Source organism: Shouchella phoenicis, assembly GCF_047238345.1.
Lineage (GTDB): Bacteria > Bacillota > Bacilli > Bacillales > Bacillaceae_D > Shouchella.
Map to the genome: position 1 here is coordinate 664,978 of NZ_JBDFMQ010000001.1, position 14,731 is coordinate 679,708.

General features: G+C 41.4%; 19 protein-coding genes and 1 riboswitch. Of the genes, 9 read left to right on the top strand and 10 right to left on the bottom strand.

Features of this window, described 5'->3' with window-relative positions; translation table 11 throughout:
- Both ABC361_RS03790 and ABC361_RS03795 read left to right on the top strand, forming a co-directional pair.
- The gene (locus tag ABC361_RS03790) at positions 1–348 is read left to right on the top strand and encodes an antibiotic biosynthesis monooxygenase family protein (protein WP_413072747.1); all 348 of its coding nucleotides are present in this window, start codon (positions 1–3) and stop codon (positions 346–348) included.
- Between the two features lie 4 nt (positions 349–352).
- Positions 353–670 carry a hypothetical protein gene (locus ABC361_RS03795; RefSeq protein WP_413072748.1) on the top strand — a complete coding sequence of 106 codons (318 nt, stop codon included), beginning with the start codon at positions 353–355 and terminating at the stop codon, positions 668–670.
- A 54-nt stretch (positions 671–724) separates the two neighbouring features.
- Here the strand turns inward: ABC361_RS03795 and ABC361_RS03800 are convergent, their stop codons facing one another.
- The 3 genes from ABC361_RS03800 to ABC361_RS03810 form a co-directional block, all read right to left on the bottom strand.
- Positions 725–1,522 carry a MerR family transcriptional regulator gene (locus tag ABC361_RS03800; protein WP_413072749.1) on the bottom strand — a complete coding sequence of 266 codons (798 nt, stop codon included), beginning with the start codon at positions 1,520–1,522 and terminating at the stop codon, positions 725–727.
- 62 nt (positions 1,523–1,584) lie between these two features.
- The gene (locus ABC361_RS03805; protein WP_413072750.1) at positions 1,585–2,301 is read right to left on the bottom strand and encodes an ABC transporter permease; all 717 of its coding nucleotides are present in this window, start codon (positions 2,299–2,301) and stop codon (positions 1,585–1,587) included.
- Positions 2,298–3,020, bottom strand: coding sequence for an ABC transporter ATP-binding protein (locus ABC361_RS03810; RefSeq protein ID WP_413072751.1), 723 nt, complete (start codon positions 3,018–3,020; stop codon positions 2,298–2,300). The genes ABC361_RS03805 and ABC361_RS03810 overlap by 4 nt, the downstream gene beginning before the upstream one ends.
- Positions 3,021–3,143: 123 nt before the next feature.
- On the opposite strand from ABC361_RS03810, the gene ABC361_RS03815 reads away from it, so the two are divergent.
- Positions 3,144–3,590: a hypothetical protein gene (locus tag ABC361_RS03815; RefSeq protein WP_413072752.1), complete on the top strand. Its 447-nt coding sequence runs from the start codon at positions 3,144–3,146 to the stop codon at positions 3,588–3,590.
- Between the two features lie 362 nt (positions 3,591–3,952).
- Positions 3,953–5,881, top strand: a complete 1,929-nt coding sequence (locus tag ABC361_RS03820) for an endonuclease MutS2 (RefSeq protein WP_413072753.1) — start codon at positions 3,953–3,955, stop codon at positions 5,879–5,881.
- 33 nt (positions 5,882–5,914) lie between these two features.
- Here ABC361_RS03820 and ABC361_RS03825 read toward each other — a convergent pair whose 3' ends face one another.
- Together ABC361_RS03825 and ABC361_RS03830 are read right to left on the bottom strand one after the other, a co-directional pair.
- Complete coding sequence (locus ABC361_RS03825; RefSeq protein WP_413072754.1) at positions 5,915–7,279, bottom strand: FAD-dependent oxidoreductase; 1,365 nt, start codon at positions 7,277–7,279, stop codon at positions 5,915–5,917.
- 219 nt (positions 7,280–7,498) lie between these two features.
- Entirely contained in the window at positions 7,499–8,335 is an 837-nt protein-coding gene (locus ABC361_RS03830) for a class I SAM-dependent methyltransferase (RefSeq protein ID WP_413072755.1), read from the bottom strand.
- Between the two features lie 91 nt (positions 8,336–8,426).
- On the opposite strand from ABC361_RS03830, the gene ABC361_RS03835 reads away from it, so the two are divergent.
- Together ABC361_RS03835 and ABC361_RS03840 are read left to right on the top strand one after the other, a co-directional pair.
- Positions 8,427–8,603 (top strand): hypothetical protein, encoded by a 177-nt coding sequence (locus ABC361_RS03835; protein ID WP_413072756.1) that lies wholly within the window; start codon positions 8,427–8,429, stop codon positions 8,601–8,603.
- 96 nt (positions 8,604–8,699) lie between these two features.
- A riboswitch (TPP riboswitch) is annotated at positions 8,700–8,802 on the top strand.
- Complete coding sequence (locus ABC361_RS03840) at positions 8,800–10,149, top strand: acetylornithine deacetylase (RefSeq protein ID WP_413072757.1); 1,350 nt, start codon at positions 8,800–8,802, stop codon at positions 10,147–10,149. (Overlaps the previous riboswitch by 3 nt.)
- A gap of 12 nt (positions 10,150–10,161) precedes the next feature.
- On the opposite strand, the gene ABC361_RS03845 is transcribed toward ABC361_RS03840, so the two are convergent.
- The gene (locus ABC361_RS03845; protein WP_413072758.1) at positions 10,162–10,665 is read right to left on the bottom strand and encodes a cupin domain-containing protein; all 504 of its coding nucleotides are present in this window, start codon (positions 10,663–10,665) and stop codon (positions 10,162–10,164) included.
- Positions 10,666–10,816: 151 nt separating this feature from the next.
- Between ABC361_RS03845 and ABC361_RS03850 the strand changes: the two genes are divergently transcribed.
- Positions 10,817–10,996, top strand: a complete 180-nt coding sequence (locus ABC361_RS03850) for a PspC domain-containing protein (RefSeq protein ID WP_413072759.1) — start codon at positions 10,817–10,819, stop codon at positions 10,994–10,996.
- A 14-nt stretch (positions 10,997–11,010) separates the two neighbouring features.
- Here ABC361_RS03850 and ABC361_RS03855 read toward each other — a convergent pair whose 3' ends face one another.
- Genes ABC361_RS03855 through ABC361_RS03870 form a run of 4 tightly spaced genes read right to left on the bottom strand, consistent with a single transcriptional unit; the run spans position 11,011 to position 13,134 of the window.
- Positions 11,011–11,271 (bottom strand): YciI family protein, encoded by a 261-nt coding sequence (locus tag ABC361_RS03855; protein WP_413072760.1) that lies wholly within the window; start codon positions 11,269–11,271, stop codon positions 11,011–11,013.
- A gap of 20 nt (positions 11,272–11,291) precedes the next feature.
- On the bottom strand, positions 11,292–11,912 hold the full coding sequence (locus tag ABC361_RS03860) for a class I SAM-dependent methyltransferase (protein WP_413072761.1): 621 nt from the start codon (positions 11,910–11,912) through the stop codon (positions 11,292–11,294).
- Positions 11,913–11,936: 24 nt separating this feature from the next.
- Complete coding sequence (locus ABC361_RS03865) at positions 11,937–12,404, bottom strand: HIT family protein (protein ID WP_413072762.1); 468 nt, start codon at positions 12,402–12,404, stop codon at positions 11,937–11,939.
- Positions 12,405–12,420: 16 nt separating this feature from the next.
- Complete coding sequence (locus ABC361_RS03870; protein WP_413072763.1) at positions 12,421–13,134, bottom strand: hypothetical protein; 714 nt, start codon at positions 13,132–13,134, stop codon at positions 12,421–12,423.
- Between the two features lie 169 nt (positions 13,135–13,303).
- Here ABC361_RS03870 and ABC361_RS03875 point away from each other — a divergent pair, with 169 nt between their 5' ends.
- Positions 13,304–13,900, top strand: coding sequence for a hypothetical protein (locus tag ABC361_RS03875; protein WP_413072764.1), 597 nt, complete (start codon positions 13,304–13,306; stop codon positions 13,898–13,900).
- A 15-nt stretch (positions 13,901–13,915) separates the two neighbouring features.
- Entirely contained in the window at positions 13,916–14,716 is an 801-nt protein-coding gene (locus ABC361_RS03880) for an SDR family oxidoreductase (RefSeq protein WP_413072765.1), read from the top strand.
- The last annotated feature ends 15 nt before the right edge of the window (positions 14,717–14,731 follow it).

Here is a 14,731-nt window from a genome sequence, read left to right on the forward strand (position 1 = left end):
ATGCTTATTAAAGAAAATAACATTCATATCCCTTATTACGTCGTAATATTTGTGTCTAAGCGAACGAATGGTGATAATGGTTATGCAGAAATGGGTCAATTAATGGTAGATTTAGCGTCTAAGCAAAAAGGGTTTTTAGGTATCGAGAGTGTGCGAGACGATGAATTAGGAATTACCCTTTCATATTGGAATTCATTAGAAGCGATTGAACATTGGAAGAAACATTCAGTCCATAAATTGGCACAACATAAGGGGAAGGAAGACTGGTATGAGAATTTCGCAATTAAAGTTTGTCGAGTAGAGAGACATTCATTTTTTGAAAAAGACCGTGCTGGAAAAAGGAGTTGAATGATTGATGCGTGTGTCAGACTTGCCGTGGAAAACGAAATGGTATGTTTTCCTCGTGTTTCCGCTCGGTGCAGGAGGCCTCTCCTATGTATTACGAGCCTTTCTAGAAGTAGGTTGGCCGGATGTGGGAACGGCATTAGCCATGACAATCGGTTTTTTTATCGGTAGTTCTTCAATTGCTTTCATGAAACCTGATTGGCTAACGAGACACACACAGCCACAAACGCGTAAACAGAAAACCATAAAGAATGTGTTAGTTGTGCTAATGATCGTGTTTATCGCTTTTATACTCATTCGCTTTTTTGTCATTCTTTTAAATTGAAGGCTCGTCTATAAAACGCAAATTGAATCTATAGCGAGTCAGGAACAGCTATGGCTATTCCTGACTTTTAAGAGGAAACTGGACCTCTGTTAACCAGTTTGCTTGATCTTCTTCATTCCAGATTCCGTCAATGACGGCTTCTCGTGGTGGCCCGGCTAAGGTGTAGTGACTTTTGAGAAGCCATTGATGAAGTTTAGTATGGGTATCGCCGATGGTTTCATAAGGGCCACGATGGAAAAGGCATGCTGCCTGAGGGACTGCGTCGAATGTCTTAAACGTCAAGCCATTTCGATTTTCTTTCTTCTTTTTCACTGCTTCACAAATTTCAATGTCAATGTTTGTTTCCTTATATTCGCCATCGTGGAAAAGTTGAAAGCAGTAGAGAATCTCATCTAGGACACAGCCTTGTTCACGCATTTTTTCGCCCATGGCAGGGTACGCAACAAACAGATCATTATAATGTTCGAGCGTCAGTCTCATAGAAGCAACAACCACTTTTGGGAGGCTCTTGATGTAAATATTCGGCTCTGTAGCAGCATGTAAGTAATAGGCCGCCTGTCGAAGTTTGTTTTCAATTTCTTGCTTTTCAAGCTGGAGTTGATGTTGTTTCAATCGAATGTGAGCTGGAATTGCTTCTTTGTGGGTAAGGGATTGTTGGATTTCCGCAATGGAAAAGCCTATTTGTCGTAATGCCATAATGGTATGCAGTTGCTCCATTTGTTGTGATTGATAATAGCGGTACCCAGTGCTTTGATCCACAAAGGCAGGGCGCAAGATGCCGACTTGGTCATAATAGCGTAAGCTTTTGATTGTCACTCGGTTCATTTTGGAAAATTGACCTATACTATACACGTTTCTCACCTCAATTACACGATAGATAAGAGAAAGAAAGCAGCAATCCGCTGCTTTCTTTGTTATTCCCATTTAAAGGAACGGATAGACACGACAACACCGATCAGGCTGATCATTAACAAGATAAATAAACTGAACCAGTGATCGAACGGTTGCTGTTGCACGGTAGTTTGCAAGAGCTGAATGCCATGTGTTAATGGGAAGATTTGTCCAAGAGATTCTAAGGCGCTTGGCATGACAGATAATGGGATGGTCGCCCCCGATAGAAGAAACATTGGAAAAAAGACGGCGCTGCTAATGGCGCCTGTTGTTTTCTCACGTGGGGATAAGGATGCAATCACCATTCCAATTGCGTGAATGCTGACCATGATGATCACATAGAAAAGGATAAAGCGCACATATGACCCAGCAAAAGTCATTCCAAAACCTAAGGTTGCGACAAGGTAGACGGCTAGCATGGAAACGATGCTTAACGAAAAGCAGTACGCGACATGAGCAAGTAATAGCTGAGACGGACTAACCGGTGTGACTTTGTAGCGTTTGAGTACTTTTTTCTCTCGGTAGGAAGAGAGGGATAACGGTAAACTCATCACACCAGTGGAAACAATTCCAATTGTGGCAACTGCTGCAAATGAGGAGGTTAACTCTTCATTCGACGAGGCTAAAAAGCCCATTAATGCCATTAACCCGATTGGAAGAAAAAGCCCAAAGATAAAAGAAGACATTTCCCGTAACGATAATTTAAATTCTGCGGTGTAAAAAAGCCAGAATGTTCTCATTGCCATTCCTCCCCAATTAGTGTTAAGAATGCGTCTTCCATATTTTGTTGTCCGCTTGCTTGAATGACGTCTTGCACGGTGCCGCTAATTTGTTCTTTTCCGTCTCGTAACAATAAAATTCGATTACACAGGTGTTCCACTTCATTCATATCGTGAGACGTTAAGAAGATCGTTACACCTTGGTTATTTAACTGTGTTAGCGTGTGCCAAATATCTCGTCTCGCAACAGGATCGAGTCCAGTTGTTAACTCGTCGAGAAAGAGAACGTCAGGATTGCCCATCATGGCAAGCAAGATACAGAGCTTTTGGCGTTCGCCTCCGGATAAATCTGAGATTTGCGTGTGACGTTTTTCTTCTAGTCGAAACGTGGCAATCCATTCCTGCCAATTGATTGGATTGTTGTATAGTGAATGCGTAATCGCACAAATTTCGCTAACTTTGAGCCCATTTTGGAAGGCACTTTGCTGAAATTGAACACCGACCCGTTGAAAAAGTGTTTTTCGATTTCTGAGGGGGTTTTGTCCTAAGAGTGAAACAGAGCCTGCATCGATTTTTTGTGTACCGAGAATGCAGTCAATCGTCGTGGACTTCCCTGCCCCGTTATGGCCGAGCAGCCCAAAGATCTCTCCTTTTTCTACAGTAATGTCGAGTTGATTGACCGCTGTTTTCCTGCCGAATGATTTTACTATGCCGCGGGTTTCAATTACTGTTTCTTTCATTTGAATCCCTCCCTTTTTTTGTCGAACTTTCATAGTGTAAAGTCTCCTCTAAAGGGAGAGTCAACGTTAAAAAACGATTTAAAAAAGAAATTCATAAATAAAAAAAGAAAGATGGTGGACGATATGAAAGGAAAAAGAATTTTCATCATAATAATTGTAATAGTTGCGGTTTTTGCATTTTCTCAATACTTAGAGAGGGAACCTGGACCAACAACTATCGGGGAAGAGCTGGCTAATCGGTTTGATCCTATTGAAGTCTTACAAATTGAGATTAATCATTATGTAGAGAATGGAATAGATGTTGGCTATTTGAAAGCGGAAGAGGATATGGAAGAATTGATACATAAAATAGAAAAGCTAGACATTCAATTCGTAGACAATATGTACGTACAAGCAGGGGAGAACTCCTATGAGATCTATTTTAAAGTAGCTGAAGGTGGAAGTTTTTCGGTCCATTTTGATGATCCACATGTGTCACTGCCAACTGGAAGGTTCACATTACTTGAAGAGAATGAAGTAGCGGCTTACATTGATGGGCTAGATACGATCGAATGGTATGAGAACAGGTAGGGAGAAGTTTCCATTGAGGTTCCCTTGACATTTATAGGAGGAACACTCTATAGTTAATGTGTAAATAATATTGCACGTAAGAAGGAGACGACTTTTATGTATCTGGTGGTTCTTAACTAATCCAGCAATTGGATAACTTGAAATGCGATTTTTTAGCGTACAAGAGACGCTTATTTTGTTATGGCATTTCGAGGAGTTAAGAACACGTTTACGATAGAGTTGTCCTACTTGAAGTGTACCTACAAGAGGTATGTACTTCTTTAAGCAGACCGCTGTGAACGCTTGTTCATAGCGGTCTTTTTGTCGTTCCCTGAACAATGTTTGCGCGGTTCTTTTTACAAGCAAATGAAGGAGGAAGTATCATGAATCAACAAGCGTTACACGATATTGGCTTTACAGACGTACTTGAACAAATTGCAGGCTACACGAGGATGGAGCGAGGAAAAGAAACGGTGCTCCGCATGCAGCCTGTTTTTAACAAAGATCAGATTGAGCATAAGATGATTGAAGTGCAGGAAGCGATCGAGGTCCTTAAGCGTAGTGGGAGTGTACCGATCCACGTGGTCGATGACATTGCGCAAATGCTTCCACAGGCGAAAAAAGGTTTATTTATTCGTGCCGATCAAATGACGCGAATTATCTCTTTTCTAGAGCATTGTGGAAAATTAAAACGATTTATGAATGATAAACAAGAAATTGCTCCTCTCGTCAGCAGCTATGCCTTTTCTATTGATGACTTGTCAATGCTGGAAGAAGAACTCGGGCAAGCGATTCGGAATGGGCAAGTGGATGACTACGCGTCGAAAGAATTAGGCTACCTTCGACGTCAAAAGAAAATGGCATTAGAGCGATTGAAAAATAAAGTCGAGCATTTAGCGAGTGGTGGCAAATACAAAAGTTACTTGCAAGATAAAATGGTTTCCACCCGTCAAGGCCGCTATGTGCTCTCAATTAAAAAAGAATACCGAAACAAAGTAAATGGTACGGTACTCGATACTTCTGCTTCCGGTTCCACACTTTTTATTGAACCAGCAGAAGTTGGCGACATTCAAGAAGAAGTGAGTATGTATACGTACGCAGAAGAAACTGAGGTTGAGCGCATTTTATTTGCGTTGACTGAATCCGTGTTAGCGCAAGAGCATACCATTCATATTGCCATGGATGTCATGCATGAGTACGATGTGTTGTTCGCAAAAGCAAAATACTGTCAAGACATTAACGGGATTAAGCCACACCTATCAGCTGAGCGAAAAATGAATCTCATTCGCGCAAAGCATCCAGCTTTAGGCGAAAAAGCGGTTCCTCTTTCTCTTACATTTGGAGGGGAAGTTGACCGAGCGCTTGTGATTACGGGACCAAATACAGGAGGGAAGACCGTCACCCTTAAAACGGTAGGCTTGCTAACGGCAATGGCACAAGCAGGGCTTTTAATTCCAGCTGAAAAAGGAAGTCAGGTGGGAATCTTCCAAAGTCTGTTTGTGGATATCGGTGATGGTCAAAGCATTGAGGATAACTTAAGTACGTTTAGTTCGAGGCTCGTCTCCATTATTCAAATTTTACGAGACGCCAATGATCGCTCGCTCCTTTTAATGGATGAATTAGGCTCAGGAACCGATCCGAATGAAGGAATGGGTCTAGCGATTACGATCTTAAATCAATTGTATAAAAAAGGGTCGACCTTACTTGCGACTACCCATTACAGTGAAATGAAGACCTTTGCGGATACAACAGACGGATTTATTAATGGGTCAATGGAATTTGATCTTCAAAGCTTGCAGCCAACGTATAGATTATTAATTGGTGAGAGTGGAAAAAGCCAAGCCTTTGAGATTGCGCTGAAGTTAGGATTACATCCAAGCATCGTTGATGAAGCGCACCACATTTCTTATGGACATGAAGGCTCTTATCAAAATCGATTTTCACAAGAGACGTTACAAGCAGATGAGTTCCGTAAGCAGGTGATTGTGAACCGTCATGCGAACAAACAGAAAAAACGTCAAGTCCAAGATGTAAAGCAGTTTCAGCAAGGAGACAACGTGACCGTGCAAGCTTCAAATGAAACAGCGATTGTTTATAAAGGACCAGACGATAAAGGCAATTATGTTGTGCAAATTAAGGATGAAAAACGAACAATTAATCACAAACGCTTAACCCTGCACATTCCAGCTGCAGATCTCTATCCAGCTAATTACGATTTCGATATTATTTTTAAAAGTAAAGACTATCGAAAAGTGAAAAATGACCAGAACCGTAAGCATATGGACGGCGTTTGGTTGGAAGAGGAAGAGTGAACAAAAAGCCGCACAACAATGTGCGGCTTTATTTTACGTTAATTGTGATTGTAGCTGATCCTGCTCAGTTAGTGCTTTTAACGCAATTGTATTTAGGATATTAACTGGCTTGTTGTAGTGCGGTTGGAAGAAGAAGTCGCTAAATGCTAGGTCTTCAACGGTCATCCCTTGTTGTATACAAACAGATAACGTATTCATCAGCTGTGTTTGGTCGATTTTACTTAACACTTGTGCGCCAATTAAACGCATCGTATCTTGATCATACACAAGCTTCAGCTTCACTTCTGTCGCAGTTGGCATAAAGGTTGGGCGTTCGTGATCCACAAGTGTAGTGGAACGAACATCTAATCCGTACATCGCTGCGCCTTCTTCTGTTAAGCCTGTGGAAGCCATATTCAGGTCGTAAAGTTTTAACCCTGATGTTCCTTGTGTACCTCGATATTTAATGGTGGGCTTTACAATATTGTACGCAACGAGTGTCCCCATCTTTGTCGCATTTGTGGCGAGAGGGATATAGGCGTGATGCTGAGCTGAATTGTGAAACACTGAGCAATTATCGCCAGCGGCAAAGATCGATGGGTCGCTTGTTTGCATGTAATCATTCACAAGCAGTGCGCCATTCTCTAGGGTGTCTAGTTCGCCTTTTAACAATTCTGTCTGTGGTCGGAATCCGACACAGAGTATGACAAGATCAACATCGTGGGTCGTTTTGCTTGTTTGGATGGCCGTAACTTCTCCGGCTTCATTACCGGCGAATGCCTCAACTTTTTCATTTAGCGCCAAGCGAATGCCTTTTGCTGTTAATGTCTGTTCAACCTCATCAGTAAATTCGCGGTCGAGATATTTGTTTAAGACACGGTCTGCGCCTTCAATGAATGTCACATCTTTTCCATATGCTTCAAACGCTTCAACAAGCTCTACACCAATATAGCCAGCACCGACAACAGCAATTTTATTTGCATGGGTGGCTTTTTCAATAATCTCTTGGGCTTGTGCATAGTTTTTGCATAGTTGAATGTTCTTTAACCCAACACCTGAAATCGGTGGAACAATTGGGGAAGAGCCAGTGGTATAGACAAGCTTATCGTAGGAATCATTAAACTGTTCACCTGTTTCCAAATTCTCCACAACAAGAGTCTTTTCCTGTCGGTTGATCGAGTGGACATTGTGACGAACACGCATCTTCGCTCCAAGTGCTTCTAATTCCTCTGGGGAAGAGTAAAAGAGCTTTTGAGCATCATCGACGACACCGCCGACATGTAGTGCAATTCCGCATGAAAGAAAGGAGACGTTGTCGTTTCGCTCATATACCGTAATAGCTGCTTCTGGATGAAGTCGAAGTAAGTTTTTAACCGTTTGTGTCCCTGCATGTGTACAACCAATAACAATAATTTTCAATGAAAAAACCTCCTGAATTTATATTGTGAAATACTGAGCATGTTTAGTTATAAAAAGAAGGAGAAAACACTCCTCGATTTGACTTTGTGAAGAAATGAGCAAGTAAAAATGAAGACCATCTCTATTTGCTTACAATATAAGACTAACACATTGTGAAATGGTGAGCAAGTAGTTTATGCAAATACCATAGTCTTTTCTTTATAGACTATGGCAAGTTTGTTAGTTCTTCTTTGCTAAGAAAGCCATTGTGTCGCTTTTGGCCGTATATGGCTTTCCAGTCACATCACTATATACCTCTTTAGTGCTAAAGCCGGCTTCTTCTAATTCTGTTTGCAGCATAGGTTTAGTGAAATATTGATTCCAAATATAATAGGTTTGAGTATCATCTGCGGTCATTACATTTGTTTGTTCAAGGCTAACGCGTTCGTCTGGATAAGTACAATTTTGTTGAAGTTCAAGATGATTTTCAGGCGACCAAAAGCCGCCGTGTTCATGATGATTCCAATAGCGTTGGTCTGAAAATCGTTTGAATTTCTCTTCTGTAAACACGTCTAAAAACAATTGACCCCCAATGTTTAAGCTGTCATAGATACGTTGTAAAACTTGCTTTCGTTCTTCTTTTCCAAGCGCACCGTAATCACAATAAATGAGTAAGGCAAGATCAAACTCGGGCTTCAATTGAACCGAGAGATAATCTTGATTAATATACGTAATGGGAAGACCTTTTTTCTTCGATTGTTCTTGTGCGTATTGAATGGAGTGGGAAGAAATATCAATTCCCGTGACAGTATGCTGTAATTGTGCAAGCGGTTCACAATAGAGCCCAGGTCCACAGCCAAAATCAACAATTTTTGTAGGCTTTTCATTTAAAATGTGTTGATGAATGAAATGAACAGAAGTTCCAACCGTACCAGCGTGTCGACTAGCACCTTCATGATCTTGACTTAAGTGGGCATCCAATAAAAAAGGCGCAATGTGAGGGTCCTGCCAAAACATATTTTTATTTCTTGCAAAGAGAGCAGGGCGTTTGATGGTTTCTAAAAGTGTGCGGTTCATGGTGAATGAGTCCTCCAATTCTTTTTTTTCATACAAAAAAACCGCAGAGCTCTGCTCTACGGGGTAAGTTGGTGACCGTAGTGAGCAAAACATGAAAACAGTGATCACAAAGAAGCGTTGCTTGGCTCTAGCAACTGTTTATCTCCCATATGATTCCTTGTTTTTCAATGTTTTACTCGTTTCCAGTCATCGTCAAGTTTGTGTCAATCCAACTTCGACGATGCCGAATGTCGTCACCGATCCTTTTAGTATGATGCCGCAATTATAACGTCAGAAAAAGAGTGACGCAAGTATTTATTGAATTAATTATACAAACGTTCTTATTACTTTGGTAAACTAAGGAAGGGAATAATTAATTGAATAAAAACACCACTAGGGGTGCGCAAAGCTGAGAGAGGCAAGGATGTCTTAACCCTTATGAACCTGATCTAGATGATACTAGCGGAGGGAAGTGGCTGAACCGAATGTGCTGTTTTTTTTCGTTCAACACTTCTTTTCCTATAAAAGAGGTGTTTTTTATTTTTGAGGAGGAAGAAGCAGTGGATTTGTTAATGAAACAAGTAGATGAACGAGAAGAAGAGTTAATCCAACTTGTGAAAGATCTAATTTCGTTTGAAACACCAGCGCCGCCTGCTCGAAATACGGCAGGAATCCAAACATTTATTGCGGAATACTTAGAAGAATTAGGGGCAACGGTTGATCAGTGGGACGTTTATGAAGGGGATCCGAATGTAGTTGGCACATTAAAAGGATCGTATTCAAATGCGTTTCACAGTTTGATTCTAAATGGTCACGTTGATGTCGCTTCTGTCGATAAGGATGAGGTGTGGAGGACGTCCCCTTTTTCTGCCGAGGTTATGGATGGAACGATTTACGGTCGTGGTGCTGCAGACATGAAAGGTGGTCTTGCTGCTTGTTTGTTTGCACTAAAACTTGTATCTGATCATGGTTTGAAGTTAAAGGGAGATGTCTTTTTACAATCGGTTATCGGAGAAGAAGTGGGGGAAGCAGGGACGAAGCAATGTTGTGAGCATGGCTATCAAGCAGACTATGCGATCGTAGCGGATACAAGTCACTGTGCAATCCAAGGTCAGGGCGGCGTTATTACAGGTTGGATTACCATTAAAAGTCCGACCACGCACCATGACGGCACGAGAAGACAAATGGTTCATGCAGGTGGAGGCGTGCATGGAGCAAGCGCAATTGAAAAAATGACAAAAATGATTACGGCTTTGCAAGAGTTAGAACGACATTGGGCCATTACAAAATCGTATCCTGGATTCCCTTCAGGAACCAACACGATTAATCCAGCCGTTATTGAAGGTGGACGGCATCCTGCTTTTATTGCGGATGAATGCCGTTTATGGATAACTGTTCATTTCTATCCAGATGAAACGGTTGAAGAAGTCACAAAACAAATCGAAAACCATCTTCTTGCTGTTGCACAGGGAGATGTCTGGCTCCGAGATCATCCACCGTTGTTTAAATGGGGCGGAGAATCCATGATTGTTGATCGTGGCGAGGTGTTTCCTGCATTTTCAGTTGACCAAGAACATGCTGCATTCTCGATGGTTGCGGAAGCACATGAAGCGGTTTTTGGAGCACGACCAGATGTGGAAATGTCTCAAACGGTAACAGATGGAGGATGGCTAGCCTCTTACGGTATCCCAACGATTCTTTATGGACCAGGGAAATTAGAACATGCGCATGCCGTGGATGAGCAACTAAAAATTGAGGAGCTCGTAAAATATACAAAGTCGTTGCTTCGTTTTATGATTAGCTGGTGCAACACGCCAAAAAGTAGCGCAGATTAATGCGCTACTTTCTTACCACAAGGTGGAGAGTGGTCCGTGTTCGCCAAAGACAGGGTCATGACTTGGCTTCGGGACTTGTGTGATCTTTTGGATATGCTTTTCTTTTTCCACAGGATCACCAGTACATAAATCGTAAGGAACACCATCCGGGTACGCACCAATCACTGTGAAAGATTCACTACTTTCAATAAGCTTATGACCCGTTCCAGCAGGTAGAATGAGCACATCTCCAACACCTACTTCGAGCTGTTCGCCGGAAACACCACCGACTTGTAGGGTCGCTTCACCTTGCATCACAACTAATACTTCATGGGCGTTACTATGATAGTGATGGTAATCAAAAATGCCACCACGCCAAGAGTTATACCATTGATTCTCTTTTAAAATCTCTTCAATGCTGTCTTCTTTTTCAATTACTGCTTGATAATGCACAAATGGATAGCTCGGATGGTTTGGAACTTGACCATCATCGTTAAAATAAAGGTGCTTCACCGTAACTTGATTTAAATCGCGCATCTGAAAATCCTCCCATTCCCCTTTTATTATCTATACCACCCATATGAGAGCGCAAACATAAAGATGATCAATAAATGTGAAAATAAAGTCGTTTACGAAACATGAAAGCGGGTAAGATACTTCCAAATATAACCATAGTGAGGTGGTAAAGATGAAGCGAAAATTAATGAAAGCTGAACAAGATCGTGTGATCAGTGGCGTTTGCGGGGGAATTGCAGACCATATGGGGATCCCGACCCTCGCTGTCCGCTTGATTTTTCTTGTGTTACCCGCTAGCTTATTGATTTATATTATCTTGGCGATGTATTTAGAGACCAATCCAGTGATCTAAATGGGGATTGGTTTTCACATTACCAAATCCCATTCATGAATCTCAAAATCTCTTGCTCGTTCGACGACGTAAGGATCATTTTGCACAAGCTCTAGTAATTCTTCGAAGGTGTTCGTTTGATAGATAACGAGCCCTCCTGTGCCGTCGATAAATCGGCCATTGGCAAAGATTTTTCCTTCTGCCTTTTTCTCCTGAAGGTATGCAACGTGAGCTTCACGATAGTCTTCGCTCTTCTGTTCATCTAACATCGGTAATAGTACAGCATAATAGGTCATAGAACGTTTCTCCTTTTTGGTTAGAATTCTGTTTTTCGCAACACAACAGATTGAAAGGCTAAATTTCCACCAATGACTTCTTTTGAAATGACTTGGAATGATTCAATCGAGAAATGTGCAGTTACCAATGTTCGGAGTGCATCATCTTCATAGAAAGAAAAAAATCGTTTGGGCTCGTAAACATCATCTTCCCAAATGCCTTCAGAATTCTTCCCACCATATACACCTAAATAAAACAGCCCACCTGGTTGTAGCACACGCTCTAGTTCAATTAAAACATTCTCCAGTTCAGCTTTTGGCACATGAAGTAAGCAGTTGAGTGCATAAATGGCGTCAAAGTGGTTTGAAGGGAAGGTTAAGTCATAAAAACTCATTTCCGCTGCTTCCAATCCTTTTTCCTTGCATAAGGCAATCATTTCTGATGATAGGTCAGTACTAAACGTTTTTAATCCATTTTCTTTAAAATAAAGGCTATCATTTCCCGGACCTGCGCCAATTTCTAGAAGGCTTGTTTTTGCTTCGTCCTGCACTAGTTTTAGAAAATGATTTCTTTCTTTGACTTTCCAAGTTTCTGTTGTTGCTTGATTTCGCTGATTTGCTTGTTTGTTATAAGCGTCTATTAGCTGCTGTTGGTTGTCCAATTTTTCCCCTCCGTTATAGCGATGTTACATGTATGCGGCTTTCATTTTTTCTTCCAGCTTTTTCGTTAACTTGTCTCTTAGTGCACCGTGAGTCGCTTCTTGAAACTGTTCCTGTTCGTCCGTCCATTTTTCTTGTGGGTATTGCCAAACGGGATGAGGAATTCGTTCTGCTGGTTCCCAATCGTATCGTGGGAAAAGATGGGCATGTAAATACGTATCGGTATTGCCATAGATGGAGTAATTCACGCGTAGGGGCTGGCATACGTCAACAATGGCATCCCCTATTAAACTCATATCTAGAAGATAGTCGCTGCGTAATGCTAGTGGCATCTTCTCAAGAGAAGGCCATTTTTCAGTCGGTAACAAAACGCAATAGCCAGGCAAAAACTGTGTGTCACCGATAACTGCAAATCCACTGCGCATGTTGACCATCACCATCGGATTTTGATTGGTTTGTGCTGCTTTGATTCGATCTTGTTTCCAATTGTGCATGTTTGTTTCACTCCTCTTATTTACTATGAATAAAGTGAAAGGCGATGTAAGCAGCAAAAAGGATGTATGAAACTTCTGTAGCCAAATCACGATTTAATTCCAACTGGTAGGTATAGCTTTTTTGATAGAATCCCTTTCCGATTTGTTGATTGCCATCCCTTATTTGCAGGTCTTGACCAATGAGTGCGGTTTCAAACACAAACGTACGTGCATGGTAGTCTACATACATTTGATTACGGGTATGTTTTAAACTAGATAATGCTTTTTCAAGACATATCAAGCCAACTGGTTGATTATTCTCAAGGATTTCCCATTGTAAGGTTTTGTCTTTCTTACGCTCTTTAATAGTAATCGTTTGATTGTGATCAAAAGCGAATTGTAGTTGTAAATGCCAAGCGCCTTGATTTTTTACAACCGATTCAATAAATTGATGCAGTCGCTTTTTATAAAACCGGTGAAACGAACCGATTTGTTGTCCGTTAAAATAAAGTGGTCGTGTGTTTGTGGTAACACGGTCAAACAAACGGACAGAAAAGCCATCATGATTCTGCGCAGGCACATAGTGTTTATCTTTTCGGTATTGCTGATAGATGAAGCGATTTAATCCAACAGCAAAAATGAGAAAAAGAAGCGTCGCGATAACTGCGGATCGCTCAATCTCTCCAACAAAGATATAACGAAGCGGTATGGCAATTAATCCAATTGCAAAAAAGGTATAAAGAATATTCATCGTAATCTACCATTCCTTCTAGTATAAGCGATTATTTTCTAAATAAATAGTTTAAAACAGGAGTCATTTTTAAGAAAGCCCTCTTAAGTCTAAAGAAGGATGAAGGAAGATTCAATTCAATCGTAAAAGTAAGAATTGTAAATGTTATAATGATGTGGGAGGGGTGTACATGGGTGATTCAAATCAAGACCGGTATGACGGTTCTACCGAGTCAATAGATCGAGAAATTTGTGCATTGATACAAAAGCGGAAACAATTGTCGAACGAGCAAACGGCTTCTCCAACGCCTGAAAAGCTAAACGAATGGGCACATACATATGAGCTTGAAAAGGAAATGTTGAATGCTTTATTTAGTACGATTGAGAGTGAAGGTGATTTTAAACCGATCGTCAAGCCGAAAGGGTATCTCGGAACGGTTCCACTGTCATTGTTTCACGAAGAAAATGAGATCATCTATAGCTTAACAGCCATTCAATCTTATAAAAACGCTTCCGTTCTCTTTTTTCAAGTAGCGAGTAATCCGCAGAAGCAGAATTTACAAGAACCGATGCGGACATTTGAGCTTACGATTAAGGGAACAACATCATACGTGACACAACTGACCGGAGGAAGCGGTGGCGACGCAATGTTTAACCATCGTTTTGTCATTAGTCCAGCCATTAAGGAAGATGTCACGATCTCGGTTCGAGAAAGGTTTGGTGAAGGGGAGTGCGTGACGCCGTTTGAATGGAAGGTCGACAAACAAGCGTTGATTATGAATAAGTAAATAGGGGGAAACCAATTGCTACAAAGAGAAACTTTGCCATTAAAACATAAAACAATTCTTATTACCGGCGTAAGTCGGAGAAAAGGAATTGGCTACGCGATTGCACGTCAATGTGCCGCTTTTGGAGCGTCGATTATTACGCAACATTATCAAGCTCATGATGAACAACAAGACTGGGGCGCTGATTCTTTAGAAGACGTATCGGCGGGAATCAAAGCTGAATTCATTGAAGACGCAACGCACACGCATTATTCGGCAAATTTTGAAGAAGAGCAGGCGCCAGCAACCCTTTTTCAAGCGATCGCAGAACAAGGTGCAGTCGTAGATGCAGTGGTCTGTAATCATGCTATGAGCGGAAATGATGGCACATTGATGGAAATGAATGCGCTGTCACTTTCGCGGCATTACACCGTCAACACGCAATCAAGTTTGCTCCTTGCTCAACAATACGTAAAACAATTTAACAGCAAAAACGGCAGAGGAAAAGTCATTTTTATGACGTCAGGTCAGGAACTAGGTCCGATGCGTGGCGAAATTGCTTACGCCGCTGCAAAGGGGGCACTTGCTTCGTTGACCGAAACGATTGCAGATGAATTAGCGGATCACGGTGTGAATGTGAATACGGTCAATCCTGGTCCAGTTGATACTGGCTATATGACGGATGATCTATGGCAATCGTTAAAGCCGAAATTTCCATTTGGTAGAATGGGTGAAGGGGAAGATCCTGCACGTCTAATTGCGTGGTTGTTAACAAATGAAGCCAATTGGATTACAGGGCAAGTGATTAATACGGAAGGAGGCTTTCGCAGAGGGTGAGAGCCTTCTTTTTTT